The sequence below is a fragment of the Pseudoalteromonas shioyasakiensis genome (genome assembly GCF_022398475.1).
Classification (GTDB): Bacteria; Pseudomonadota; Gammaproteobacteria; order Enterobacterales; family Alteromonadaceae; genus Pseudoalteromonas.
In genome coordinates, this window is record NZ_JAKEVM010000018.1 from 20627 (window position 1) to 47318 (window position 26692).

Consider the following 26692-nt stretch of genomic DNA (forward strand, 5'->3'; position numbering starts at 1 on the left):
GGCTTTTTTTTTGGTAAAACTCAAAAGAGGTTTGTTATCATAACCAGATTCAAAGCGACACACATGTGCAGAGGTTTAAGGAATGGCTGGTCCACGCTTATACAGTGAAGAAGAAGTAACTCATCAGGCTTATGATATCTTTTTAGAATTAGCGCCTGATAATTTAAGCGAGCAAGATATTGTTGATTTTAACGAGCACAGAGAAGAGCTTGGCTTTATTGAAGAAGGTGAGCCTGACGAGCAGTGGCAAGATTTTGTTGCACTCGAAATTGAACCTGAGCTATTTGTACAAGTCTTAGTAGGACTAGAATTCGACAATCAAGATATCTTGTTTGCGAAAATTTTAATTAGCCGAGACAAAGATGCACCGTTTTGCCACATTCTTTGGAAAGATAGCGAATAACTCTCCAGCCGATGTTTGACTCTACTTTTAGTTGTTTTAATTCAATAAAACGAATTATTTTGCCCGCCCTGCTAGTTTGCAGTTGGCAGGCTTTTGCTGTTGATCCGTTTGAAGACTTCCATGAGTACGGCCAATTATCAGAAGAAGAAATCCATAAAATTCATAAAGGCGAGTTGCTGTACGGAGATATGGAGTTTGGTTTTATGGTAAGCCGTGGCAATACCAACTCAACCAGCTTCAAACTTAAAGGTAACCTATACCAAGATTTCGAAAAGTGGCGTAACCAATTTAAGCTCGATACTTTATACAAACGTGACCGTAATGAAGAAACTGGTGATGAAGAAGTCTCTGCTGACCGTATTTTTGTATCGGGCCAAGGTAACTATAAGCTAAATGTGAAAAATGAGTCATTTTTCATATATGGTGACTATGAGCGAGATAAGTTTAGTGGTCTTGAGTTTAAGAGCACCATAGCGACTGGTTACGGTAACCGCATTTACCAAGGCAGCAAGAATAAAGTCGATATCGATGTGGGCCCTGGTTTATACCGCTCGGTGGCTGATCAAGAGACTGCAACAGAAGAAGATGAAACAAAAACAGGTTATCTGCTTCGTTTAGCGCTGCAGTGGGAGCGTACGGTCTCTGCTCGTACTCGCTTTAATCAAGATGTCAGTTATGAACAATCATTGTCAGGGTTAAACTCGCGTTTAAAGTCAGAAACATCCCTGATCAGCAAAATTATGGGTGATGTATCACTCAAATTTACTTACATGTATCGCTATAACTCAAAACCAGAGGAAGATAAGCTCAAGTACGATTCTGAGCTGAGTGCAACCTTTGTTTATAGCTTTTAAGAGAATACTTCAGAATGTATCAACATAAACAGTACGCTATTTTTATTTTTGTTATCTTAGGCTGGATTGGCGCCTTCATTGCCTTAGCTTGGAACTTAATTGGTGCAGATATTCCTCTTATGGTGTTTAGCGCTATCTTAGTGCTGGTGGCCTTTTTGTTTCATGGCTTAACGATTAAGGTGAGCGATAAAACAGTAAGCTGGGCATTCGGTCCGGGTGTATTTGGTAAAACAGTGACTTTTGATGAGATTGAATCAGTTCGAGCGGTAAGTAATTCATTTCGCCATGGTATTGGTCTGCGTATCACGCATGATGGCTGGGTTTACAGTGTATCTGGATTTAGTGCTGTTGAATTGGCAATGAAAGATGGCACGCACTATCGCTTAGGGACAAATGACCAAGAAGGCTTACTTGCTGCGCTTAGAGAGCATATTGCAGAACCTGTGACAGACGCTTCTGTGGATACAGAAGAAGTAGTCGAATAAGAACACAGCAGATATAAGAAAAGCGCCAATGGCGCTTTTTTTATAGTAATGGTTTAGTGGCTGTGACCACAACCACCTTCACCGTGCACATGACCATGTGCTAATTCTTCTTCAGTTGCATCGCGTACTTCAAGTACTTCAACATCAAAATGAAGGGTAATACCTGAAAGAGGGTGGTTACCATCTACAATAACGTCTTCGTCTTGAATTTCAATGATCATTACTGATTGGTCGCCAGCGTCTGTCGTAGCGCGGAACTGCATACCAACTTCAATTTCCATACCTTCAAACATTGATTTTGGCACTGCTTGCATTAGGTCATCGTGACGCTCACCATAGCCTTGCTCTGGCTCAACTGTTACGCTGAATGTGTCGCCCGCTTCTTTACCTAATAGCGCATTTTCGAGGCCTGGAATTAAGAAACCCGTGCCAACGATAAACACTAGTGGCTCGCCATCGAAAGAGTTGTCGATGGTGTTTTTGTTATTATCCAATACTGAATAATGCATTTTTACCACTTTGTTTGCTGCTACGATCATAGTCATTCCTATTTATTCATCTTCGAGAGAGTAAGGCAGAGCTTGAATAGATAACTCTACCTGAGGGAGGTGTTTTGCTCGCAAAATTTGGCCTGCTTCATTGTCGTTAGGAAGCACAACCAGACCCATTAAGGTTTGCGTTTGTTGATTAAAACTTTGGCTAATAAGCTTGCCAGCACGGCGCCAGTTTTCGCCCATTTGTGTTTCGAGTTCAAGCTCGTCAAGTAAGCCTTCAGCTTTGCCCGAAACTATATACATAGCACGTTTATTTTTGCCTAGGTATTTCATACGAGCGACGGTTTCTTGCCCTGTGTAGCAGCCTTTTCTGAAACTGATACCACCAAGCGCTTGCAAGTTAACCATTTGCGGTACGTATTCGCCAATAGCGTCGCTGTTTAATGACGGCTCGCCTGCGGCAATAGCTGCCTGTTGCCATAACGCGTCATCATCAAGAGCTGTGACGTTATCAGGTAAGCTAAATTCTTCGTTGACCATAAGCAAGACACGGTTATCTGCAAGCTTTAACGCTTTACCGCCAGCAAAGTCGACTGCGCTGTGCTCGTCGTCAAAATTAATTGCTAAGGTTTCTAGAGTCGCTGTTAGGTCATCACCTAGTAAGCCAATTAGCGGTTTTTCAGATTGCTGAATTTCTACTTGCGAAAATACCGCATATTTTTTTAACTCGACTAGCGATTGCTCTACCTCAGGTTTTGAGCCCGCAAGGTAATAGCTATCAAGGTGTGAAAACAACCTAAACACACCCCAAAGCTTGCCTTTTGCATTACAGTGGCCAGCCCAAAGGAAGTTATCATCAGTTAATTTGTTGATATCTTGCGTAATTTGTCCGTGAAGGTAAGACAACTTATCTTTGCCAGTTAGGCTGATAAGTGAATAAGATAAAGGACATGCGTAAACAGTCGACATAAAAACCTTCTTTACGATATGAATGAGCGCTAATGATAACTTAGTTAGGGTAGCAATTTAAATAGCTGTTTATTCGATAGCAATTTGGTAAACTGCAGACAAATAAGTACGAGGTTTAAAATGACTGAAATTCACAGTAAAGAACGTATTCGTTGGGCATGCCGTCGCGGTATGTTAGAACTAGATGTTTTATTTATGCCATTCGTTGAAGAAGCGTTTGACTCACTATCAAAAGAACAGCAAGCCGTTTTTCAACGCTTACTTGAGTGCGATGATCCTGATTTATTCGCCTGGTTCATGGGTCATGAAGAGTGTAAAGACCCAGAGCTTAACGGTATGGTCGCGTTAATTTTAGACCGAGTTCGTGTATAGATTTACCGTTACAAATAACACCCCAGACCACAAACCCTTTGTGGTCTTTTTTTGCTTAACAGCCATCATATTATGCTTTGTTTACCAGCATGTTTTCGCTCAACTTTTGGCTTGTTTAGCGTGCTTTTTCTTAGCCATTCTTAGTTTTAAAAAAGTCCAGCAAGCACAGCCTGAAAAGGGTTTTATAATTTTAGAGCAAGCAGAGCTCAGGTTTGTTAACGACAAACTTAAAATTCAAGGCCAGATAACAGCTAAAAGTTATGTGTTTGCTAATTTTGTAGTGCTGAGGCTGGTTGGGTTTTATCAATCACACTGGCTGATTATAAGCTCAGCCAGTGTTGATAAAGAAAGTTTCTCGCGTTTAAAGCGTGCGATTATTGCAGTGCAGCAACCGACTTAGGGGTTAAAATTGTTGGTGTTGGATTTTCGTTTTGCTCTGGGTAATCAATCGTGTAATGAAGACCACGACTTTCTTTACGCTCAAGGGCGCTGCGAATAATAAGCTCTGCAACCTGTACTAGGTTTCGAAGTTCTAATAAGTTATTTGTAACTCTAAAGTTGGCGTAATAGTCGTGAATCTCTTGCTGCAGTAATTCAACGCGGTGAAGCGCACGTTCTAAACGTTTTGTTGAGCGTACAATACCCACGTAATCCCACATAAATAACCTTAGTTCATGCCAGTTGTGGGTAATAACGATTTCTTCGTCTGAGTTAGTTACGCGACTTTCATCCCAAAGTGGTAAGGCTTCAAGGGCAGGGCTTGCATCGATTTTGCTCAGAATATCTTTCGCGGCAGCATGGGCAAACACGATACATTCAAGTAACGAATTACTCGCCATACGATTAGCACCATGTAAACCTGTGTAAGCTACTTCGCCAACCGCGTATAAGTTATCTAAATCTGTACGGCCATTAAAGTCGGTCATAACACCGCCACAGGTATAGTGTGCAGCAGGCACCACAGGAATGGCTTCTTTGGTAATGTCGAGGCCAACACTTAAGCATTTTGCGTAGATAGTTGGGAAGTGTTCAATGATAAAGTCTTTGTCTTTGTGACTAATATCAAGGTACACACAGTTCGCACCAAGGCGTTTCATTTCAAAATCGATAGCACGAGCAACAATATCGCGAGGGGCAAGCTCTTCGCGCTCATCAAAGTCTTTCATAAAGCGAGTGCCATCAGGGCGTTTTAAATACGCACCTTCACCGCGCATTGCTTCGGTGATCAAAAAGTTTTGCAGCTCTGGGTGGTACAAACTTGTTGGATGGAATTGGTTAAACTCCATATTGGCAACACGGCACCCTGCACGCCATGCCATTGCTATACCATCACCACTCGATACATCAGGGTTAGAAGTATATAAGTACACTTTACTTGCGCCGCCTGTTGCCAGTGATACGAATTTAGCTGCAATGGTTTCAACTTTTTTATCAACACAATTCCAGACGTATAAGCCGTGAACATGCTTGCCTTTTTTGGCTAAGCTTTTATCTGTAATTAAATCAATGGCATTGTAGTTTTCTAACAGAGTGATGTTAGGGTGTGCTTGTACTTGGCTAATTAAGGTTGTTTGCACTGCTCGGCCAGTTGCATCGGCAGCATGTAAAATACGACGATGACTATGACCACCTTCGCGAGTTAAATGAAAACGCTCTTTACCTTTTGAATCGAATTCCATATCAAAAGGTACGCCTTGCTCAATAAGCCACTTTAAACATTTTTTAGCATTGCTTGCTGTGTAGTGAACCGCATCACGGTCACATAATCCGCCGCCTGCATCGAGTGTATCTTCAACATGAGATTCAATACTGTCATTCTTTTTATCAAATACTGCTGCAATACCACCTTGAGCATATAAGGTAGAACCTTCAGTTAATGCGCCTTTACTAAGTACCGTCACCTTACAGTAATTAGCAAGCGATAAAGCAAGAGAAAGGCCAGCGGCGCCGCTGCCAATGATAGCGACATCAGTAATGTGATGTTTATTTTGGTTCATGTCTGTGGTCTTTGCGGTTACAATGCTCGGCTAGTAGTGCCAAAAGTTTGAGCAAATAAATTTTTATGTGGTATACGTATATGTACCATATTTGCTTTAACACTATTAGTCATTTTAATACGTTATACCAATCTTATTAGTTTTATCGTCACATAAACAGTTTATTGTTAGCTGTTTTTAATTGTGAATTCAATTTAGATAACCGTTGATTTTTAAGCAGTTATTGAGGTTGTCGTGTAATAAGATTGGTATGACTCAATTTATTTGCGTGCTATTTTATAAAAAAATCATTTTAAACTGAACTTTTATATTCATGGTGCAGTCAGAGTTTGTGTAAACAATGGCGAGTATATGAATAGCAAGCAAGAATCAAACAGAGGAGTACCGGCTCGAATGAGCGAGCAGGATTTGGATTTAGCGCTAGTTAAAAGGGTCCAGCAAGGAGATAAAAACGCCTTCAACCTATTAGTTAGAAAATATCAGAATAAAATTGCAGGTTTGATTTCACGTTATGTATCGAACCAAGGTGATGTTGCTGATGTCGCACAAGAAGCTTTTATTAAAGCTTACCGTGCTTTACCTAACTTTAGAGGTGATAGCGCCTTTTATACTTGGTTGTACCGTATCGCCGTAAATTGTGCTAAAAATTACTTAGTTGCGCAGGGCCGTAAGCCCCCAGCTAACGATGTTGATGCCGAAGAAGCAGAATTTTATGACAGTGCAGATGCAATGCGTTCAAACGCATCGCCAGAAAACCTGTTATTAAGTGACGAAGTACGTGCTGTAATTTTTAATACGATTGATAGTTTGCCTGAAGATCTTAAAACCGCGATTACCCTTCGTGAAATTGAAGGTATGAGCTATGAAGAAATAGCCGTGGTTATGGATTGCCCTGTGGGAACGGTGCGTTCACGTATTTTCCGTGCCCGTGAGGCGATTGATAATAAATTGAATCCATTAATAGGTGAGTCTTAGTATGACAAAAGCAGACGTTAACAAGTTGGATAATGAGCAGTTGTCCGCGTTACTTGACGGCGAGCAGCAGTTAACTGATCAAGCGATCACAAACGACGATGTATCTACATTTGGTCGTTACGCAATGATTGGTGATGTAATGCGTGCTGAGGCAAATAATAACGCTTTTAATTTTGACATTGCAGATGCAGTGGCAGAATCACTTGAGCAAGAACCTGTTTACGCAGATTTCGCGAATAAAACAACGGCACCAAAAAGCGAAGAAATCGTGGCGGCAACAGGCACAGATAACGTGGTAGCATTTAATTGGCGCCGTCCATTTGCCCAAGTGGCTATTGCTGCTAGTGTTGCTATGTTTGCGATTGTGGGCGTACAAACATTGCCACAAAACACCGAGTCACCGCAAAGTGACATTCCAACATTACAAACAGTACCGTTAACGGGTATGGCTTCTCCTGTAAGTTACTCATCTGAGCAGCCTGCATTAGAAAATGCAGAGCAAGGTTTACGTGAGTTACAACAGCAGCGTATTGGCGCATTAGTTCTTGAGCACCAACGTCAAGCACGTGTTGCATATTCGCTAGAAAAATCGCAAACTGCAGAAAATGCAGACGAGGAAAAAAACTAATTAAATGAAAGTTTTTACTTTTATTTTGTCGCTGGTATTAACGGCTCCTGCCATTGCCAGCGACGAAAATCCCGCCAAGACTTTATTAAATGATATGGCTACGGCCGTTCATACTCGCAACTTTGACGCATCATTTGTGGTTGTAAAAGGCCAAGCTATGGAACCCTATCGCTGGTTACATGCAAAACAAGGTGATATTGAACTTGAGCATCTAAGTTTACTCAACGGCGCTGGCCTAGAAATGGTGCGCGTTGACGATCAAGTTACCTATTTTGAGCCTCATTCAGAGCCTTATTCAGTTAAAACAGACTCTATCGCTGGGCCAATTCCTGAAGTACTTTTTAAAGATATTAACCGACTAAGCGCTCATTATGATTTTGTGCTTGGCGGAAAAGGCCGTATTGCAGGGCGCTCAGCACAGTTAGTGCGTATTGAATCAAAAGATGAATACAAATATAACTATTGGATTTGGTTAGATACTGAGTCATCGTTGTTACTTAAATCTGCCTATGTGAATCACAAAGGTGAGATGCTTGAGCAGTTACAGTTAACTCATATCAGCGTAACAGAACAGCCAGCGCCTATGTTAGTTGAAATGCAAAATCGTGACTTTCCTGCGGTGTTGGCGACTAACGATTTAGCCAATAATGAAGACAGCGCAGCGAATGATTGGAAAATTGGTTGGTTGCCAGATGGCTTTAAATTATTAAAGTCAGATCGTCATAAACTTGACTTAAACAATGAACTTGCTGACTATTATTTATATTCAGATGGGTTTGTTGAAGTGTCTGTTTTTATTCAAAGACCTTTACCGGGTAAGCGCGCAAGCGGTGCTTTAACGTCAGGCGCAACGACTGTGTATGTACACAATGGTGGTAGCTTTGATGTATCGGTTGTTGGTAATATCCCTGCTATGACAGCCAAAGCTATAGCTGAGTCGGTAGCGCGACCTCTTTAAATCATGATTGAACAAACACTCACTGTCGTGTCGGTAAAAGGCACGACAGCGAATTTAGAAGCAGAGCAAAAGCAAGCCTGTGCCGGCTGTAATGGTCGTTGTGGTTCGCAAGTTTTTGCAAAGCTGTTTGGAACAGCTAAAAAAACCTTTCCTTATACCTTCGAAAAAGAGCTCCAAGTAGGGCAAAAAGTAACATTAGCACTCGATGATAGTCACTTAGTTAAACACGCTATGGCTGTTTACATGCTACCCCTTTTGTTTAGCTTAGGGTTTGCTTTGATCGCATTTTCGGCTTTTTCGCTTACAGAAGGCTGGCAAATTTTAGCCGCCGTGATTGGTGGCATAACGGGCTATGCGATAGCAAAATCAAGGGTTAAGAGCCTTAAGCATGATATTAAAGTAATAAAAATTCACCCAATTACTATTCCTTTCACTCAAATAGATGGTGATTAAAGCCAATTAAATGTAAAATTGTCGCTTTATACACTTAGTCCATTTTATATAGAAGTTTAGAATCCAGTTTATGAAGCATATCCGTAATTTTTCGATCATCGCCCATATTGACCATGGTAAATCGACTCTCTCTGACCGTCTTATCCAAGTTTGTGGTGGTTTAACAGACCGTGAAATGCAGCAGCAGGTGTTAGACTCAATGGACATTGAGCGTGAGCGTGGTATCACCATCAAAGCGCAAAGTGTAACGCTAAATTATAAAGCTAAAGACGGCGAAACATATCAGTTAAACTTTATCGACACGCCAGGACACGTTGACTTCACATACGAAGTATCACGTTCACTTGCAGCCTGTGAAGGTGCACTTTTAGTTGTTGATGCGGGTCAAGGTGTTGAAGCTCAAACTTTAGCTAACTGCTACACAGCAATCGAAATGGACTTAGAAGTTATTCCAGTTCTAAATAAAATCGACTTACCACAAGCCGATCCACTTCGTGTAGCAGAAGAAATTGAAGACATCATTGGTATCGATGCCCTTGATGCTGTGCAATGTAGTGCTAAAACCGGTATTGGTATTGAAGAAGTACTCGAAATCATTGTTAAAGATATTCCGCCACCAGAAGGTGACAAAGATGAGCCACTACAGGCGCTTATCATTGACTCATGGTTTGACCCATACCAAGGCGTTGTATCATTAGTACGTATTAAGCACGGTGAATTGCGCGCGGGCGATAAAATTAAGATCATGTCGAATGATCAAGTTCACATCGCAGATAAAGTAGGTATTTTCACGCCAAAACAAACCAACACGGGTATCTTAAAAACCGGTGAAGTAGGCTTTGTTATTGCGGGTATTAAAGAAATCCATGGTGCACCTGTAGGTGATACCATCACTTTACAACGTAATTCTGCTCCAGAGCGTTTACCAGGCTTCCAACGCATTAAACCGCAGGTTTATGCTGGTATGTTCCCAATTTCATCAGATGACTATGAATCATTCCGTGATGCGCTTGATAAATTAAGCTTGAACGATGCGTCGTTATTCTTCGAGCCAGAAAACTCAACAGCACTAGGTTTTGGTTTCCGTTGTGGCTTCTTAGGTATGCTACACATGGAAATCATTCAAGAGCGTCTTGAGCGTGAATACGACATTGACCTTATTACTACTGCGCCAACAGTAATCTACGAAGTAGAGACTAAAGACGGAACTAAACAGATAGATAACCCGTCTGACTTACCGCCGGTGAATAATATTCTTGAAATCCGTGAGCCAATTGTTGAAGCTAACATATTAGTTCCGCAAGAGTTTTTAGGTAACGTAATTACGCTTTGTGTTGAAAAGCGTGGTATGCAAACTAAAATGAGCTACCATGGTAAGCAAGTTGCGGTGACGTACGAATTACCGATGGCTGAAGTAGTCATGGACTTCTTTGATAAGTTAAAATCAACAAGCCGTGGTTTTGCATCGCTTGATTATAACTTTAAGCATTTCCAAGCTTCAGACATGGTACGTGTTGACGTATTAATTAATGGTGAGCGTGTTGATGCGTTAGCGATTATTGTACACCGCGATATTGCACAATCACGTGGTCGTCAGTTAGCCGAAGCACTGAAAGACTTAATTCCACGTCAGCAGTTTGATATTGCGATTCAAGCAGCGATTGGTCAGCATGTTATTGCCCGTACAACAGTTAAGCAATTACGTAAAAACGTAATCGCGAAATGTTACGGTGGTGACGTGAGCCGTAAGAAGAAACTACTACAAAAACAAAAAGAAGGTAAAAAGCGAATGAAGCAACTAGGTAACGTTGAAGTACCTCAAGATGCATTCTTAGCTATCCTTAAAGTTGGTAAATAATTAGAAGTAAATAAAGGAATTAATGCATGGCGGGTTACTTTTCTATTTTCTTAGTGTTGTTAACGCTAGGCTCAGGATTAATTTGGTTAATTGACCACTTTATGTTTGCGCCAAAGCGTCAGCAACGCATTGCCCTTGCTCAAAACGCAGCAGGTGGCGAATTAGACGAAGAAACCGCTGCATTAATTGCGCCTGAGCCAAGTATCACTGAAACGGCAAAGTCAATTTTTCCGATGATTGCAGCGATCACTATTTTTCGCTCTTTCATTTTTGAACCGTTTCAAATTCCATCTGGTTCAATGATGCCAACCCTATTAGTGGGCGACTTCATTTTAGTGCAGAAGTACTCATATGGCGTTAAAGATCCTATTTGGCGTAGCCAGTTAGTTGATGTTGATGAACCTGAACGTGGTGATATTGTGGTATTTAAATACCCATTAGACGAGCGCGTAGATTACATTAAACGTACGATTGGTTTACCGGGCGATAAAATTGTATATCGCAATAAGCACCTTTATATTCAGCCAAAATGTGCCGAAGGTGTAACGCAGCAAGGTGATTTGCTGTGTAATGAATACAACAAAATTGATATGGAAATCCTCAATAGTGACGAGTTCAAGCAGGGTTCGATGAATTTAGTGCGCTTAGAAGAAAACCTAAGCACATTGAATCATAATATTTTAATTAACCCGCAAGCTCCTGAAATGAAAGGCCGTTATTATCAACAACCAGGTACACGCTCAGACGAGTGGGTTGTTCCTGCCGATCATTATTTCATGATGGGTGATAACCGTGATAATAGCCAAGACAGTCGCTTTTGGGGCTTTGTACCTAAAGAAAACTTGGTAGGTAAAGCCGTCTTTATATGGATGAGTTTTGAATTTGAGAATGGCCCAGATGACTTTTTACCAGGCTGGGTTCCAACTGGTGTTCGTTTTGAACGCCTAGGTAATATTCAGTAACGATGAAAAAAAACGTAACAGAGTTATACAACAAAATAGGTTATACATTTACTGATCAAGCTTTGCTTGAGCAGGCAATGACGCACCGCAGTCATAAAGGCCAACATAACGAGCGCTTAGAGTTTTTAGGTGATTCGATTTTGAGCTTTGTGATTGCGAATGCACTTTACACTAAATTTCCAAAAGCACGTGAAGGTGATTTAAGCCGCATGCGTTCGACCCTAGTTCGTGGTCAAACGTTGGCTGAGTTTGGCCTAGAGTTTGGCTTAGGCGATTACTTACGCTTAGGTCCAGGCGAGCTTAAAAGCGGTGGTTTTCGCCGTGAATCAACCCTTGCTGATGCCGTTGAGGCGATCATTGGTGCGGTGTTCTTAGACTCAAACATTGAACAATGTGGTGAGTTAATTTTAAGCTGGTACGAGTCGCGTCTTGATGCAATTTCGCCGGGCTTAAATCAAAAAGATCCAAAAACATTACTTCAAGAATACTTACAAGCGCGCAAATTATCGTTACCTGGCTACACTGTAATTGATACAAAAGGCCAAGCGCACAATCAAACATTCACGGTTGAATGTATTGTTGAAGGGATGGATAGCATTATCTCAGTAGGTAGCTCACGTCGTAAAGCTGAGCAAAAAGCCGCTGAAAAAGCCTTAAAGATACTTAAAAATGAATCTTGATGATTTAATTAGCAAAGAACCTGCAGAGCTAGACACGCACTGCGGTATGGTTGCCATTGTTGGCCGCCCAAATGTAGGTAAATCAACCTTACTTAACTATATTGTTGAGCAAAAGGTGTCTATTACTTCTCGTAAGCCACAAACCACACGCCACCGTATCATGGGTATTCATACCGAAGGTAAATACCAAGCTGTTTATGTGGATACACCAGGCTTACACGTCGAAGAAAAACGTGCTATTAACCGTTTAATGAACCGTGCCGCATCAAGCTCAATTGGCGATGTAGAACTGATCATCTTTGTGGTTGAAGGCACACACTGGAACGAAGACGATGAGATGGTACTAAATAAAGTACGTCAGAGCGGTCGTCCAGTATTATTAGTTATGAATAAAATTGACCAAGTTAAAGACCGTGATTTAGTGCTTCCGCACATGCAGTTTTTAGGTGGTAAATTTGATTTTGTGGCTATTATGCCGGTCTCAGCAAAGCAGGGTAAAAATATTGATTTAATCAAAGATGAAGTGAAAAAGCGTTTACCGCTTTGTGAGTTTTACTTCCCTGAAGATTACGTAACAGACCGTTCAATGCGCTTTATGGCGGCTGAAGTGATCCGTGAAAAGCTGATGCGCTTTATGGGTGATGAGCTACCATATTCAGTCACCGTCGAGATCGAGCAGTTTAAATGGCAAGAAAACGGTGTTTGGCAAATTAATGGTTTGATCCTCGTTGAGCGTGAAACGCAAAAGCGTATGGTGATCGGCAATAAAGGCGAAAAGCTCAAAGTGATTGGCCGTGAAGCTCGTAAAGACCTTGAAGACATGCTTGATAACAAAGTGTTTTTAGAACTTTGGGTAAAAGTGAAGTCTGGCTGGGCTGACGATGAGCGTGCGCTACGTAGCCTTGGCTATGGTGAAGACTAAGTAAAGTCTTACACGCCATGGATAGCGAATTCTACACAGCATACTTGCTGCACCGACGTCCATTTAGCGACTCGCAAGTCATGCTCGATATGCTGGTAGAAGGCGTAGGTCAGCTGAGAATGCTGGCCCGTGTTAGTGGTCGCCAGGCCACTAAACATAAAGCACAATTACAACCTTTCCAATCTCTGCTCGTACAATATAGCGGCAAGTCTGATTTAAAATACATTAATCGTTTTGAACCCCATGGCCGGCAAACTATGTTGCAGGGTACCGAGCTTTATTGCGGCTTCTATATGAACGAATTAACCAATCGTATCGTACCTATCAATGAGCCGATGGAAAGTGTATATCATCTTTATAAACAGCATCTAGACGAGTTATCATGCACTAAAAACCTACAAGCTGTGCTGCGCTCTTACGAGTTTCAACTATTAGAGATGCTGGGTTATGGCGTTGATTTTAGTGTTGATGCCGAAGGTGATGAAATTAACGATGCAGCAAATTACCAGTACTTTGCTGAATACGGTTTTTTACTGCATGACGACCCCCATAGTGGCTTTTCAGGAAAGCAATTAAATGCCATAGCAGCTCATGACTTTAGCGCCCCTGATGTGTTATATATGGCAAAGCAATTAAGTCGATACCTACTCAAGCCTTTACTTGGTAAAAAGCCATTAAAAAGCCGTGAGTTATTTATTAAGTAGGCTGATGTTCAGCCTTGAATCGTTGTTTTAAACAGGTAAAAAAATGAAAGATATTCTTCTTGGTGTAAACGTTGATCACATTGCCACTTTACGCCAAGCGCGTGGCACGAGTTACCCAGATCCTGCGCATGCTGCAGCTGTTGCAGAGCATGCTGGTGCAGATGGTATCACCATTCATTTGCGTGAAGACCGTCGTCATATTCAAGACCGCGACGTATATGTGATGGCAAAAACGATTCAAACACGTATGAATCTTGAAATTGCAGTCACCGATGAAATGATCGACATCGCCCTTGAAGTGAAACCTGCTTATGTTTGTTTAGTGCCTGAAAAGCGTGAAGAGCTCACCACTGAGGGTGGCCTGGATGTTGTGGGTAATTTTGAAAAAGTAAAAGCAGCAACAGAAAAGTTAACTGCAGCAGGAATTAAAGTCTCGTTATTCATTGATGCCGACAACGCACAACTTGACGCTGCAAAAGCGTGTAATGCTCCATACGTTGAAATTCACACAGGTGCTTATGCTGATGCTGAAAATGACGAAGAGCTTCACACTGAGCTTGAGCGTATTCGTAGCGGCGTACAATATGCTGATAGCTTAGGTTTAATCGTTAATGCCGGCCATGGTCTTCATTATCACAATGTAAAACCTATTGCGGCAATGCCAGAAATTTATGAGTTAAACATTGGTCATGCGATTATTGCCCGTGCAGCGATTGATGGTTTAGAAAAAGCAGTCAGCGATATGAAACGTTTAATGATTGAAGCAAGACTTTGAACTGCCGCTCTTTTATAGACGCTGGTAAGTTTGAATACTGAGCGCGGTGGATATGATATCCACCGCGTTTTTATTTACTCATTTATTTACTCAGATAAACAATAAATTGTGCAAGCAATGAAGATAGCCAAGGCGAAAGGCAGAGTAGGGCCACTAAATATTGATGTTTTTTCTTAAAGCTTTTTAAAACATCATCATCTATTGCCGACAATTCACCTTTCTTGATTGAATGAAAAACCATTGAGTTAGGTTTTGCCTTCATCAAACGGGCTTGGCTTTCGTATGTTTGCCATTGCTCTGTGTAATTGGTTTTTACGTAATTATTAGCTTCAATACTTAGTTTTTTATAGCGGAGGAAAAACCAAGTGATTGAAATAGCACTAAAGATGATAAGTAAGATAAAATACAAAGCAAGCTCCCTTTAATACTTCACTACGCGTGTACCCGTGGAATAAATAATATCTGAACTAGGGCATGAATAGTTAGGTTTTAGCTTTTTGCAAGATTGCTCAGGTGTGTCAAAACAAAAATCAAAGCGAGTTTGGGTTTTCACCGCTTTATCAGTAATATTTTTCGCCAGTTCATTCCAGTGCCAATTAGTGATTACATCTTTTGCTGCAGCGGCAAATACAGGGTTAGTTGAGGCAACTACCTGAATATCTCTAATCTCATTTTGTGGCGTAATGACATACTCAATAGTTGCGCAACCTTCTTTTGCTTGGATAACTGCTTTTTTGGGGTATCTGGCAGGAAAGCGTTCAAGCGGTTGCCATTTTGCTGACTCCATTTCATTATAGCTAACAGCTAAATCTGCATACTCTAATTTTACGGGTTTCTCTTCGGTTGATGTGCAACCAAATACAAACAAACTACCAGCTAGCAATAAATAGTTTTTCATTAATATATTCCTTTATACAATTTATTGAGTGTTCTCTTATCGTTGTTGCTCAACCATTCCCGCATCACTTAACAAGTTATTCAGCTCATCAATCAGCTCAAATAATTCAGGCTCAATGTAATTTAAATCGCAATCGCCTTTTAAAGCGGTTTCGAGTGTTTCTGCAAGTGATTTTAGTTTTGGTACGCCGGTGTAACAACATGCGCCATGGAACTTGTGGACTATACTAAGTACATGTTCACAATCTTCTTTTTCTATAGCTTCATTGAGTAGGCGCAAGGTTTCAGGCACGCTGAGTAACAACATATTGAGCATTTCAAGTGCTAGTTCTTCTTTTCCGCCTGCGCGTTGTAGTGCCAATTGCCAATCGAGGCGGGCACTTTCAAATGGAGGTTCAGAGTCAACTGCGGCAGTTTTGCTACGTTCACGATTAATCGGCGCTTGTGGGCTATGATCGCTAATTATTTGTTTTAGCATGTCTTCATCAATAGGCTTAGTTAAATAGCCTTTAAAGCCATCTTTAAGTAGTTGCTCTTTTTCACCTGCGAGGGCGTGAGCAGTAACCGCAATGATGGGGGTATCTTCATTGAGAGATGACTCGCGAATAAGTTTACATGCGGTAATACCATCCATAATTGGCATTTGGATGTCCATGAAGATCAAGTCATATTTATGGCTTTTACTTAAGCTGTAAGCTTGTGAGCCGTTGTGTGCGGTATCAATTAGCTCAATTTGTTCTTCAAGCAAGGTGCAAATTAGTTTTAGGTTAGCATCGTTATCGTCAACAACCAGTACTTTAAGTGGTAATAATTTTTCATCACCTTGCTCAATGTTATGCACCGGGTGGTCAAGACGGTAAGGCGCAGCAAGTACCTCACATAATTTACGGTGGTTAAGCGGTTTACTTAAGCAAGCATCTGCGCCGCTACCAACAAAGGCTTCACGCATATTATGCGAAACAGTATTAAGCATTATGTATAAATAATCAGTGACAGGACGCACTGCTTTTACATAACTCTTAAGTTGCTGCATATCGTCAATAGTAGCGGTATGGCCAATAATACAAATATCGTAGCTGAAGTCTTTGTTGATCTCATTTAAGAAGCTTTCTTCATCCATGCAGGCGGTAACGCGAGTTTGCCATTCATGCAGTAGCGATAACGTTGCTTGATGGGTATGCTCATGAGGCTCAAGATACAAAATACGCTTATTGATCAGTGATTGTGTTGGTAAGTCACTGGTAATTGAGTTACTTGGCGTTCTGAATACGGCGTTGAACGTAAAGCAGGTACCATTACCTGGTGCTGAGTTTAGGGTAATGCGGCCATTCATCGCTTCAACAATATGTTTAGTGATGATTAACCCAAGACCTGTGCCACCAAATTTACGGGTGATACTCGAGTCTGCTTGGCCAAATGGTGTAAATAACGCATCTTGTTTATCCATTGGGATACCCACACCGGTGTCGGTGACAGACACCAAAATAGAGGCGCGCTCTTCATCTAATAAGCGGTAGCCAACATCAACCTTGATTGAGCCTTTTTCAGTAAATTTAATGGCATTACTTAATAGGTTTATCAAAATTTGTTTAAAGCGGGTCGGGTCGCCAGTTAGGTTGTCTGGTACTTGCGGATGGATAAATATTGAAAGCTCAAGTTGCTTTTCGTGGGCACTTGGTGCCAACAAGGTCATAACTTCATTAATATTGTCACGGAGCTGGAATTGCATTGACTCAAGTTCCATGGCACCGGCTTCTAATTTCGAAAAGTCTAAAATGTCACTGATAATTGTAAGTAAGCTATTGGCCGACAGTTCAATGGTATCTAGATAATCTTTTTGATGCTTATTCAGCGGGGTTTTATAAAGCTGACGCGTAAAACCAATTACACCATTTAAAGGCGTACGTAATTCATGACTCATTTTAGCTAAGAAGTCTGATTTTACTCGGTTCGCATCTTGCGCGTCTTTTTTAGCAATACTTAACTGAATATTTTGGGTTTCGTATTGTTCAAGTGTTTCGCGGTAATCAGAGGTTGCTTGGTCTATGTGTTTTTGCATCTCATCACGTTGTACAACCATGGTTTCTGAAATGGTATTTAAACCTGTGCGTAGTAGCTCAAACTCGCCAAACATTTTTTGATCAAGCCCGGTGTCTACTTTACCTTCAATGAGTTTGTCGGTAGCTAGTACTAACTTATTAAGAGGCTGAATGAACATGCGAGTTAATCTAAACGCTAATACGGTGGCAAGTATGAGCGCGAGTAAAATTACCACGCCACTGACTAATAATGCCCGTTGCTGGCCAATAATGGCTTGTTGTTTGTTAAGCATGATCACCACAGTGCCTAGCGATGCTTGGTAGCTGTGATGATTCCAAATCATGTCTTGGCGGCTATGATTAATTATGGCAGTAGAAAATGTTAAATAGTGCTCAGAATTTTGTACTTGAATGCCATCCATGCTGTTTGCATTGCTGCTAACAATTTCTTTGAATTCACTTTGGTATTTACTAAAAATCACTAACTCATTGTTTTCATCAAAAATAGCAATTGATTGGATAGCAGGGGAGTGTTTGTTATGTGTATGACTAACTAAGCGAGTTAATAAGGCTTTATCACGCTTTATTAATGGTTGCTCAACAGCAATGGCGAGGGGCTCAATAATAGTCACGCCCTGTTGATACAAAATTTCATCGAGCTCAATGTAACGATTTATTGTAAAATAACCGCCCAGCAACAAGCCTATGATCACAGTCGGTATAAGTGTAAGGGTTAAGACTGAGTCACGTAAGCCAAATTTAGTCATAAAGAATGTTGTTATCATTATTATCGTTGTTTAAGAGTATATACTTACTCCCGCTTTATCAATAATTAAGGTGTTGCCCGATGGCACAGATTTTCAAAGCCAAAAAGAAATCCGTTTCGCAAAAAATGCTAACCCTCAATGTCACTGCTATGGATCACCAAGGGCGGGGCGTTGCTAAGCAGGGAAATAAAGTCTGTTTTGTTAATGGTGCTTTGCCGGGTGAAGAAGTAAAAGCGTTATTGATTGAAGATAAGGCACGTTTTGCCAGTGCTGATTGTAAAAAAGTACTATCAGCCTCAGCGCATAGGGTTACTCCTTTTTGTCAGCATTATCAGGTTTGTGGTGGTTGTCAGCTACAGCACCTTAATGCAGAGCAACAATTGGTTGAGAAGCAAGCTGCGGTGAGTCAGCTGTTTAGCAAGTTTGCTAAAGCTGATGACTTAAATTGGCAAGCACCTCTGCTTAGTGAAGAGCACCATTATCGTCGCTCTGCGCGTATTGCTGTAATGCATGACAAATCCGCAAAGAAAATGCGCGTAGGGTATCGAGCTCAGGGTTCTAAACAATTGGTGAGTATTGAAAGCTGTGATGTGCTGAGCAGCACTTTTAAAGACGTTTTTTCAGTTTTTGATGTTCTTATCAACAGCCATTCAGGTCTGAGCAGTATTAGTCACTTACAATTATGTGAAGCTGATAACGCGGCCTTTGTGGTTATTAGGCATACCAAAGCTATTAATGCAGAGTTAAAAGCCATAGTCGTAGCGGCGTGTGATGAATATAGCTGGCGTGTTGTGTGGCAATCACAAAGTGGTGAAATTGATCACAGTGACCATCCAATGCCGTCCTACCAGATACCAGCTTATGATTTACGCTTTGAGTTTGGCCTTGAAAACTTTATTCAAGTTAACCCGCAAGTGAACCAAGCTATGCTGCATCAAGCAAAACAGTGGCTTGATTTACAAGGTCATGAGCAGGTATTGGATTTGTTTTGTGGTATTGGTAACTTTTCATTATTGATTGCAAAGTATGCTAAATATGTTATTGGTGTTGAAGGGGTCGATTCTGCGGTTGCATTAGCAAAACAAAATGCGCAAACTAACTCATTGTCGAATACCGATTTTTATTGTTTTGATTTAACAAAATCAATGCAATCAGCTGCTTGGTTTAGTGCCGAACTTGACGTGTTAGTTCTTGATCCATCACGTACTGGCGCAATGGCTATTTTAGAGCAGTTACCACTTACTCAGTTTAAAACGATTTTATACGTCTCTTGTGATCCTGTTACTTTAGCCCGTGACAGTGCAATTATTTTACAAGCAGGCTTTAGCATTGAAAAAATTGGGCTTATGAATATGTTCCCGCATACCGGGCATATTGAAACGATGGCGTTATTTCACAGGAGGTAAAGCGCACATGGTAGCCACTAGACAGTCACATCAGCTAACTAAGCCGAGTGATTTTGCCAGCCGTATCGAGCTGTTAGCGCTAACAGAAGACAAACATACCTTATTAGAGCAGGCCCACCAACTGTGCCTGCATTGCGATGATGCAAAACGTGAAAACACAGCCATTGAAATGGTGGAGATTTTAGCTGAGCTAAATTTAGATGCAGACTCTCTTGCCACTGCTTTTTTAACGCCTTATTTTTTAGCCGAAAAAATCTCAATTGAGACAGTCACCGAAAAGCTGGGTAATCACGTTGCGTTATTACTAACAGGCGTAAGCCAAATGGCTACCATCAGCACCTTAGCCCATCAAGGAAAAGGCACAGTACAAATCGATAATATTCGCCGTATGCTGTTAGCCATGGTTGAAGATGTGCGCGCCGTAGTGATTAAACTTGCAGAGCAAGTGTGCCACCTGCGTGATGTTAAAGACGCCAGTGAAGAAGAGCGCGTCATTGCCGCTAAAGAAACACGCGACATTTTTGCTCCCCTAGCTAACCGTTTAGGGATTGGTCAGCTTAAATGGGAACTTGAAGATCTTTCGTTCCGTTATTTGCACCCAGATACCTATAAAAATATCGCCAAACAGCTGGATGATAAGCGCCTTGCCCGTGAAGCCTACATGGAGAACATGGTTGCTTTAGTAAAAGCACGCTTGGCTGAAGCAGGTATTGAAGGTGAGGTGTATGGCCGCCCTAAACATATCTACAGCATCTACAAAAAAATGGCACAGAAGAACTACGAGTTCGACCAGCTTTTTGATATTCGCGCTATGCGCATAGTGGTAGAGCGCCTGCAAGATTGTTACGCGGCATTAGGTATCGTGCATACTAACTGGCGCCATTTAAATAAAGAATTTGATGATTACATCGCAACACCTAAGCAAAACGGTTATCAGTCAATTCATACCGTGGTATTTGGCCCAGAAGGTAAAACCGTTGAAATTCAAATTCGTACGAGCGAAATGCACCAAGATGCTGAGCTAGGTGTTGCTGCGCACTGGATGTACAAAGAAGGTGCATTGCCAGGACGTGGTTCAGGCTACGAGCAAAAAATTAGCTGGTTACGTAAGTTACTGCAATGGCAAGAAGAAGTTGTTGATGGCAGTGACCTAGCGGAAGAGCTTAAAAACCAAGTAGTAGAAGATCGTGTTTATGTGTTTACGCCTAAAGGGGATATTTTCGATTTGCCGCTGGGTGCAACACCACTTGATTTTGCTTATTACATTCACTCAAATGTAGGGCATCGCTGTATTGGCGCAAAAGTGTTTGGCAAAATTGTGCCATTTACTCACCAATTAAGCACCGGCGATCAGGTTGAAATTTTAACTCAAAAGCAACCTAACCCAAGCCGTGATTGGTTAAACCCATCGCTAGGTTATATTAAGTCTTCACGAGCACGCTCTAAAATCCATCATTGGTTTAAGCAGCTTGATCGCGATAAAAACTTAAGTGCCGGTAAAGAAATACTCGAAACTGAGCTGCAAAAACTAGATTTAACAACCAAAGATCTAGCGCCAGCAATCGAGCGCTTTAACCTTAAAGGCCTTGACGACCTTATGGTTGCGGTAGGTGCTGGAGATGTTCGCTTAAACCAGTTATTAAACTTTATTAGTGACCGTGAGCATGACGAGCCACAAATTAAGTTTAAAAAACCAAAAAGTGTCACCGGCGATAAGAACGGTATTGTTGTTGATGGGGTAGGTAGCTTAATGAGCCATGTTGCTAAATGCTGCCGACCTGTGCCGGGCGATGAAATTATTGGCTACATTACGCAAGGCCGAGGGATTGCAGTTCACCGTGAAGATTGCGATTCGTTTGAGAAACTTCGCGAGAAGCATCCTGAGCGGGTTATATCAGTAAGTTGGTCAGACGATGTCAATGGCTCTTACTCATTAACGATTAAAGTTGAAGCGACCGATCGCTCAGGCCTTATTCGAGATATCAGCTCAGTGCTTGCAAACGAAAAAGTGAATGTGCTGAACATGAACGTCAACACGGTTGAAGATAAGCAGCTTGCGCTGTTTTCAATGCAGGTTGAAGTACATGACTTATCAAGCACCAACCGCTTATTGTCTAAGTTACACCAAATCGAAGGTGTACATGATGCAAAGCGTGGTCATTCGTAATGGATGATAAACAGGCAATTGAGCAGTCGCTTGCAATTATGTCTAAACTACGGGACCCAGAATCTGGGTGCCCGTGGGATTTAAAACAAGACTTTAAGTCAATAGTGCCGCATACCCTTGAAGAAGCTTACGAAGTAGCAGATTGCATTGAAAAAGGTGAGCTTACTGAGCTTAAAAGTGAACTTGGCGATTTACTGTTTCAAGTCATCTTTTATGCTCAACTTGCCAAAGAGCAAGGATTATTTGATTTTGCCGATGTGGCTAATACGCTTAATGATAAATTAGTTCGTCGTCATCCCCATGTCTTTGCAGAGCAAAGTGAGCTGACTGACGCTGAGCTTTCTGAGCAGTGGCAGGCTATTAAAGCACAAGAGCGAGCAGAAAAAGCAGCTTCACCACAAATGAGCCTGTGGCAAGACATTCCTGATGCTATGCCAGGGTTATCAAAAGCGAAGAAGATTCAACAGCGTGTAGCAAGCCTAGGGTTTGATTGGCCAAGTTATCATGGTGCGCTCGATAAAGTTGCTGAAGAAGTAGACGAAGTAAAAGAAGCGCTGGCTCACGACCCTTATTCAGAGCACAGTGCAGAAGAGCTTGGTGATTTACTGTTTGCAACGGTGAATGTAGCACGTCATATTAAGCGCGATCCTGAGCAATTATTACGAAGTGCCAATGCTAAGTTCGCGTCACGCTTTGAAAAAGTGGCTGCTTACTTAGATGAGCGTGGCCAGAGCCTAGAAACGGCTAGCCTCGAAGAAATGGATAACGCATGGGAAGCCATTAAAAAGCAAGCCAAGTAAGTGCATTGTAGAGCAGTTTGGGTACAGTGTAGCCAAGCTCGTTTTTTGTGCACTTATTTGCTAATTTTATCTGGATTGATAGCAGCCCCTTTGCTATAATATCGCCCCGTCTTGATTCTATATTATTCCTTTTAATTCCTGATATTCTAGGGTTCGCATGAGTACAAAATTTATCTTCGTAACTGGCGGGGTTGTTTCTTCGTTGGGTAAGGGTATTGCAGCAGCGTCATTAGCCGCTATTTTAGAAGCACGTGGTCTTAACGTGACTATTTTAAAGCTGGATCCTTACATTAACGTTGACCCAGGCACTATGAGCCCAATTCAGCACGGTGAAGTATTTGTAACTGAAGACGGTGCAGAGACTGACCTTGACTTAGGTCACTATGAGCGTTTCATCCGTACCAAGATGACTAGCCGCAACAACTTCACACAAGGTCGTGTTTATGAAGATGTATTACGACGTGAGCGTCGTGGTGAGTACCTTGGTGCAACAATTCAGGTTATTCCACACATCACAAACGACATTAAGCAACGTGTATACGACGGTGCTGAAGGTCGCGATGTAGCAATCGTTGAAATTGGCGGTACAGTTGGTGACATCGAGTCACAACCTTTCTTAGAAGCAATTCGTCAGCTTGGCACTGAAATTGGCCGTGAGCGCGCATTGTTTATCCACCTAACGCTAGTGCCATTCTTAGGCCCTGCAGGTGAAGTTAAAACTAAGCCAACACAACATTCTGTAAAAGAATTACGTTCGATTGGTATCCAACCAGATATCTTGATCTGTCGTTCTGATCGTAAATTACCAAATAACGAGCGCGCGAAGATTGCACTTTTCACTAACGTTGAAGAAAAAGCTGTTATTTCATTACCAGACGTAGAAAGCATCTATAAGATCCCTGCGTTACTTAAGTCACAAGAATTAGATAACTTCGTATGTCGTCGTTTCTATCTTGAGTGCCCAGAAGCAGATTTATCTGAGTGGGAACAAGTGTTATACCAAGAGTCTAACCCAACAGGTGAAGTGACAATTGGTATGGTTGGTAAGTACATCGAACTACCAGATGCATATAAATCAGTAAACGAAGCATTAAAGCATGCAGGTCTGAAAAACCGTTTAACTGTGAATATCGAATACGTTGATTCACAAGACTTAGAAAGCAAAGGTACTGAGTTACTTTCTCACCTTGACGCTATCTTAGTTCCAGGTGGCTTCGGAGGCCGTGGTGTTGAAGGTAAGATCTTAGCGGCTAAATATGCACGTGAAAACAAAGTTCCTTACTTAGGCATTTGTTTAGGTATGCAAGTAGCGCTTATTGAATATGCGCGTAATGTTGCAGGCCTTGAAGATGCAAACTCAACAGAGTTTAACGCTAAATCAGCACACCCAGTTGTTGGTTTAATCACTGAATGGCAAGATGCTGACGGTAACGTTGAAATCCGTGATGAGCAATCTGACCTAGGTGGTACTATGCGTTTAGGTGCACAGAAGTGTCATTTAACACCAGGTTCTAAAGTAAGCGAAGTATACGGTAGTGACGAAATTGTTGAACGTCACCGTCACCGTTACGAAGTGAATAACCACTTTGTAGAGCAGCTTGAAAAAGCAGGCTTAAGTTTCACTGGTTTATCTGAAGATAAGAAACTAGTCGAAATTATCGAGAATAAAGATCACCCTTGGTTTATTGCCGCGCAATTCCACCCGGAATTCACGTCAACACCACGTGATGGTCACCCGCTATTTGAAGGGTTTGTTGCAGCTGCACACACTCACCAAAAAGCGTCATCGTAATTTAAATAGGCCGTGCTTTATGCACGGCTTATTTGTTTAATAAGCCAATGGCATTAAGGATAATTAATAAAATTGGCACTAACTCACCATTTTCGGGAAAAGAGGAATCAAGATGTCAGAAATCGTAAAAGTGATTGGTCGCGAAATCATGGACTCGCGTGGTAACCCAACTGTTGAAGCTGATGTACATTTAGCTGATGGTTCATGGGGCCGTGCTGCAGCACCATCTGGTGCATCAACAGGTACTCGCGAAGCGCTTGAATTACGTGATGGTGATAAAGCACGTTACCTAGGTAAAGGTGTTTTAAAAGCAGTAGGCTATATCAATAACGAAATCGCTGAAGCGCTTAAAGGCCAAAACGCAGTTGATCAAAAAGCTGTTGACCAAGTAATGCTTGACTTAGATGGTACTGAAAATAAAGAAAAACTAGGTGCTAACGCTATCTTAGCTGTGTCTTTAGCAACAGCTAAAGCGGCTGCTAACTCTAAAGGCGTTGAGCTTTATGAGCACATTGCGGACCTAAACGGCACGTCAGGTGTTTACTCAATGCCATTACCTATGATGAACATCATCAATGGTGGTGAGCACGCTGATAACTCTGTTGATATTCAAGAGTTCATGATCCAGCCAGTTGGTGCTTCAAATTTCCGTGAAGCATTACGTATGGGCGCTGAAGTATTCCACAGCTTAGCAAAAGTACTTAAAGCTGAAGGTCACTCTACATCAGTAGGTGATGAAGGTGGTTTTGCTCCTAACCTTGAATCAAACGAAGCGGCACTTGCTGCAATCAAGGTTGCTGTTGCAAATGCAGGTTATGAGCTTGGTAAAGATATCACTCTAGCTCTAGACTGTGCGGCATCTGAGTTTTACGACAAAGAAGCGAATATCTACGACCTTAAAGGCGAAGGTAAAAAATTCACTTCTGAAGAATTCAACCACTTCCTTAAAGGCCTTACTGAGCAATACCCAATTGTTTCAATTGAAGACGGCTTAGATGAGTCTGATTGGGATGGTTTCGCACACCAAACACAACTAATTGGCGACAAAGTACAATTAGTAGGTGATGACCTTTTCGTAACTAACACGAAGATCTTAAAGCGTGGTATTGATAACGGTATTGCTAACTCAATCCTAATCAAGTTCAACCAAATCGGTTCATTAACTGAAACGCTTGCTGCTATCAAAATGGCTAAAGGCGCTGGTTTCACAGCTGTTATCTCACACCGTTCAGGTGAAACTGAAGATGCGACAATTGCTGATTTAGCAGTAGGTACTGCAGCTGGTCAAATCAAAACGGGTTCATTAAGCCGTTCTGACCGTATTGCTAAGTACAACCAATTACTTCGCATTGAAGAAGTATTAGGTGAGAAAGCACCTTACAACGGTCTTAAAGAGGTTAAAGGTCAGTAATCTGGCTTAGCTCATCAAGACTTTAAAAAACCTCCTTCGGGAGGTTTTTTTATAGCTGAAATTGTTGTTTTAGGATTTCGCCAGTAAAGCTGGTTTTTAGGTAAAAGCCGCGAGGTAAGGTTTGTACTATCTGGCCATTTGGGCCAATAGCGTCAGTCAGCGCTTTGCTATTGGCAGCTTTTGGCCTTATTTGCATTACATCACCTAAATGACCCGAAATTTCATCTACGCGACCAAGGGCAATTAGCTCCATTTGTTCTTCCCAATCACGCTGTAAAAGGGCATCTTGCTCTGCACTTGGCTGCCATAAAAAGCCACTGCCTATGGTACGGTGAAAAGGCAGTATCTCGCGCTCGCCTAAAATTGGTAACCACAAAACATGATTCAACTTTTTACGAACCGTACTTTGTTGCCAAGTCATTCCGGTTACATTTAATAGCGGCGTTACCGAAACAAAGGTTGTTTCGAGTGGTTTGCCTTTAAATGAAATAGGAAGAGTTTTTAGCTCAATGCCTAACTCTTCAAAATCAGGTGTTGGTTTTGAACCCGCTGTTGCGCCAAGCACATATTCGATAAGTTGCCCGGTCCAGCCTTTTTCACGAAGTAAATCGTCAGGGGTTTTAAACTGATATTGCTCAGCTAGCTGCCCTAGGGTGAGGCCTGCAATAGCATCAACACGTTGCATTAATTCGTTTATAGAAGCGGGTTTTATTGGTCGCATAAGGCGTTTATTTGATTGTCTATTTATCCGGTTCATGATAGCAAATGCACGCCTTAGTGGATATCTTTGTGTTTGGGTGTTTTTTGCGCACGTTAAGTGTGGGCTAAAAATAATCAGTTTTACTTTTGGATGTTCTAGTCTAACTAATTGATATTTAGTTGTTTTACTGTTTTTTTATGTTGTTTCTATTTCATTAATTAAAC

General features: G+C 41.6%; 27 protein-coding genes. 20 read left to right on the forward strand and 7 right to left on the reverse strand.

From position 1 onward, the window contains the following. The first annotated feature begins 82 nt into the window (after positions 1–82). The 3 genes from L1D51_RS05565 to L1D51_RS05575 are packed head-to-tail and all read left to right on the forward strand — an operon-like array spanning position 83 to position 1742. Positions 83–403: an HI1450 family dsDNA-mimic protein gene (locus L1D51_RS05565; RefSeq protein WP_054562260.1), complete on the forward strand. Its 321-nt coding sequence runs from the start codon at positions 83–85 to the stop codon at positions 401–403. Between the two features lie 59 nt (positions 404–462). Next, on the forward strand, positions 463–1257 hold the full coding sequence (locus L1D51_RS05570) for a DUF481 domain-containing protein (protein WP_370316364.1): 795 nt from the start codon (positions 463–465) through the stop codon (positions 1255–1257). 14 nt (positions 1258–1271) lie between these two features. Further along, entirely contained in the window at positions 1272–1742 is a 471-nt protein-coding gene (locus tag L1D51_RS05575; protein ID WP_054562259.1) for a hypothetical protein, read from the forward strand. Positions 1743–1795: 53 nt separating this feature from the next. On the opposite strand, the gene L1D51_RS05580 is transcribed toward L1D51_RS05575, so the two are convergent. Together L1D51_RS05580 and ygfZ are read right to left on the reverse strand one after the other, a co-directional pair. Further along, positions 1796–2281, reverse strand: coding sequence for an FKBP-type peptidyl-prolyl cis-trans isomerase (locus L1D51_RS05580; protein WP_054554327.1), 486 nt, complete (start codon positions 2279–2281; stop codon positions 1796–1798). 12 nt (positions 2282–2293) lie between these two features. Continuing rightward, positions 2294–3205 carry a tRNA-modifying protein YgfZ gene (gene ygfZ, locus L1D51_RS05585; RefSeq protein ID WP_054562258.1) on the reverse strand — a complete coding sequence of 304 codons (912 nt, stop codon included), beginning with the start codon at positions 3203–3205 and terminating at the stop codon, positions 2294–2296. Positions 3206–3325: 120 nt separating this feature from the next. Here ygfZ and L1D51_RS05590 point away from each other — a divergent pair, with 120 nt between their 5' ends. Together L1D51_RS05590 and L1D51_RS21850 are read left to right on the forward strand one after the other, a co-directional pair. Continuing rightward, positions 3326–3577, forward strand: coding sequence for an FAD assembly factor SdhE (locus L1D51_RS05590; RefSeq protein ID WP_054562257.1), 252 nt, complete (start codon positions 3326–3328; stop codon positions 3575–3577). 40 nt (positions 3578–3617) lie between these two features. Next, the gene (locus tag L1D51_RS21850; protein ID WP_425605532.1) at positions 3618–3977 is read left to right on the forward strand and encodes a protein YgfX; all 360 of its coding nucleotides are present in this window, start codon (positions 3618–3620) and stop codon (positions 3975–3977) included. Here the strand turns inward: L1D51_RS21850 and nadB are convergent. Beyond that, the gene (nadB, locus tag L1D51_RS05595; RefSeq protein WP_054562255.1) at positions 3952–5574 is read right to left on the reverse strand and encodes an L-aspartate oxidase; all 1623 of its coding nucleotides are present in this window, start codon (positions 5572–5574) and stop codon (positions 3952–3954) included. The genes L1D51_RS21850 and nadB overlap by 26 nt on opposite strands. 393 nt (positions 5575–5967) lie before the next feature. Between nadB and rpoE the strand changes: the two genes are divergently transcribed. From rpoE to pdxJ, 10 genes are all read left to right on the forward strand, one after another. Then, a complete protein-coding gene (gene rpoE / locus L1D51_RS05600; RefSeq protein ID WP_036969086.1) occupies positions 5968–6549 on the forward strand; it encodes an RNA polymerase sigma factor RpoE in 582 nt (193 codons plus the stop codon). Between the two features lies 1 nt (position 6550). Continuing rightward, complete coding sequence (locus L1D51_RS05605) at positions 6551–7177, forward strand: sigma-E factor negative regulatory protein (RefSeq protein WP_054562254.1); 627 nt, start codon at positions 6551–6553, stop codon at positions 7175–7177. 4 nt (positions 7178–7181) lie between these two features. Continuing rightward, positions 7182–8135 (forward strand): MucB/RseB C-terminal domain-containing protein, encoded by a 954-nt coding sequence (locus L1D51_RS05610; protein WP_054562253.1) that lies wholly within the window; start codon positions 7182–7184, stop codon positions 8133–8135. A 3-nt stretch (positions 8136–8138) separates the two neighbouring features. Further along, positions 8139–8588, forward strand: a complete 450-nt coding sequence (locus L1D51_RS05615) for a SoxR reducing system RseC family protein (RefSeq protein WP_054562252.1) — start codon at positions 8139–8141, stop codon at positions 8586–8588. A gap of 70 nt (positions 8589–8658) precedes the next feature. Continuing rightward, positions 8659–10446: a translation elongation factor 4 gene (gene lepA, locus L1D51_RS05620; RefSeq protein ID WP_054562251.1), complete on the forward strand. Its 1788-nt coding sequence runs from the start codon at positions 8659–8661 to the stop codon at positions 10444–10446. Between the two features lie 26 nt (positions 10447–10472). Continuing rightward, positions 10473–11408, forward strand: a complete 936-nt coding sequence (gene lepB, locus L1D51_RS05625) for a signal peptidase I (protein ID WP_054562250.1) — start codon at positions 10473–10475, stop codon at positions 11406–11408. Between the two features lie 2 nt (positions 11409–11410). Further along, positions 11411–12088 carry a ribonuclease III gene (rnc, locus tag L1D51_RS05630; RefSeq protein ID WP_054554337.1) on the forward strand — a complete coding sequence of 226 codons (678 nt, stop codon included), beginning with the start codon at positions 11411–11413 and terminating at the stop codon, positions 12086–12088. Beyond that, the gene (gene era / locus L1D51_RS05635) at positions 12078–13010 is read left to right on the forward strand and encodes a GTPase Era (RefSeq protein WP_054554338.1); all 933 of its coding nucleotides are present in this window, start codon (positions 12078–12080) and stop codon (positions 13008–13010) included. The genes rnc and era overlap by 11 nt, the downstream gene beginning before the upstream one ends. 17 nt (positions 13011–13027) lie before the next feature. Further along, positions 13028–13714, forward strand: a complete 687-nt coding sequence (recO, locus tag L1D51_RS05640; RefSeq protein WP_054562249.1) for a DNA repair protein RecO — start codon at positions 13028–13030, stop codon at positions 13712–13714. A 43-nt stretch (positions 13715–13757) separates the two neighbouring features. Beyond that, the gene (pdxJ, locus tag L1D51_RS05645) at positions 13758–14489 is read left to right on the forward strand and encodes a pyridoxine 5'-phosphate synthase (protein ID WP_054554340.1); all 732 of its coding nucleotides are present in this window, start codon (positions 13758–13760) and stop codon (positions 14487–14489) included. An 82-nt stretch (positions 14490–14571) separates the two neighbouring features. Here the strand turns inward: pdxJ and L1D51_RS05650 are convergent, their stop codons facing one another. From L1D51_RS05650 to barA, 3 genes are read right to left on the reverse strand one after another with little or no spacing between them, the layout of a single operon-like run. Beyond that, entirely contained in the window at positions 14572–14898 is a 327-nt protein-coding gene (locus tag L1D51_RS05650; protein ID WP_054562248.1) for a hypothetical protein, read from the reverse strand. 12 nt (positions 14899–14910) lie between these two features. Continuing rightward, on the reverse strand, positions 14911–15387 hold the full coding sequence (locus L1D51_RS05655; protein WP_054562247.1) for an energy transducer TonB: 477 nt from the start codon (positions 15385–15387) through the stop codon (positions 14911–14913). A gap of 36 nt (positions 15388–15423) precedes the next feature. Next, positions 15424–18192 carry a two-component sensor histidine kinase BarA gene (gene barA, locus L1D51_RS05660; protein ID WP_054562246.1) on the reverse strand — a complete coding sequence of 923 codons (2769 nt, stop codon included), beginning with the start codon at positions 18190–18192 and terminating at the stop codon, positions 15424–15426. Positions 18193–18272: 80 nt separating this feature from the next. Here barA and rlmD point away from each other — a divergent pair, with 80 nt between their 5' ends. The 5 genes from rlmD (at position 18273) to eno (ending at position 25768) form a co-directional block, all read left to right on the forward strand. Beyond that, positions 18273–19598, forward strand: a complete 1326-nt coding sequence (rlmD, locus tag L1D51_RS05665) for a 23S rRNA (uracil(1939)-C(5))-methyltransferase RlmD (RefSeq protein ID WP_239963144.1) — start codon at positions 18273–18275, stop codon at positions 19596–19598. A 7-nt stretch (positions 19599–19605) separates the two neighbouring features. Then, a complete protein-coding gene (gene relA, locus L1D51_RS05670) occupies positions 19606–21765 on the forward strand; it encodes a GTP diphosphokinase (RefSeq protein WP_055197911.1) in 2160 nt (719 codons plus the stop codon). Further along, on the forward strand, positions 21765–22565 hold the full coding sequence (gene mazG, locus L1D51_RS05675; RefSeq protein WP_055020680.1) for a nucleoside triphosphate pyrophosphohydrolase: 801 nt from the start codon (positions 21765–21767) through the stop codon (positions 22563–22565). The genes relA and mazG overlap by 1 nt, the downstream gene beginning before the upstream one ends. A gap of 157 nt (positions 22566–22722) precedes the next feature. Further along, the gene (pyrG, locus tag L1D51_RS05680; RefSeq protein ID WP_054562242.1) at positions 22723–24357 is read left to right on the forward strand and encodes a CTP synthase; all 1635 of its coding nucleotides are present in this window, start codon (positions 22723–22725) and stop codon (positions 24355–24357) included. 112 nt (positions 24358–24469) lie between these two features. Next, positions 24470–25768 (forward strand): phosphopyruvate hydratase, encoded by a 1299-nt coding sequence (eno, locus tag L1D51_RS05685; protein ID WP_239963146.1) that lies wholly within the window; start codon positions 24470–24472, stop codon positions 25766–25768. A 49-nt stretch (positions 25769–25817) separates the two neighbouring features. Here the strand turns inward: eno and mutH are convergent, their stop codons facing one another. Then, positions 25818–26489 (reverse strand): DNA mismatch repair endonuclease MutH, encoded by a 672-nt coding sequence (gene mutH, locus L1D51_RS05690; protein WP_054554349.1) that lies wholly within the window; start codon positions 26487–26489, stop codon positions 25818–25820. Between the last annotated feature and the right edge of the window lie 203 nt (positions 26490–26692).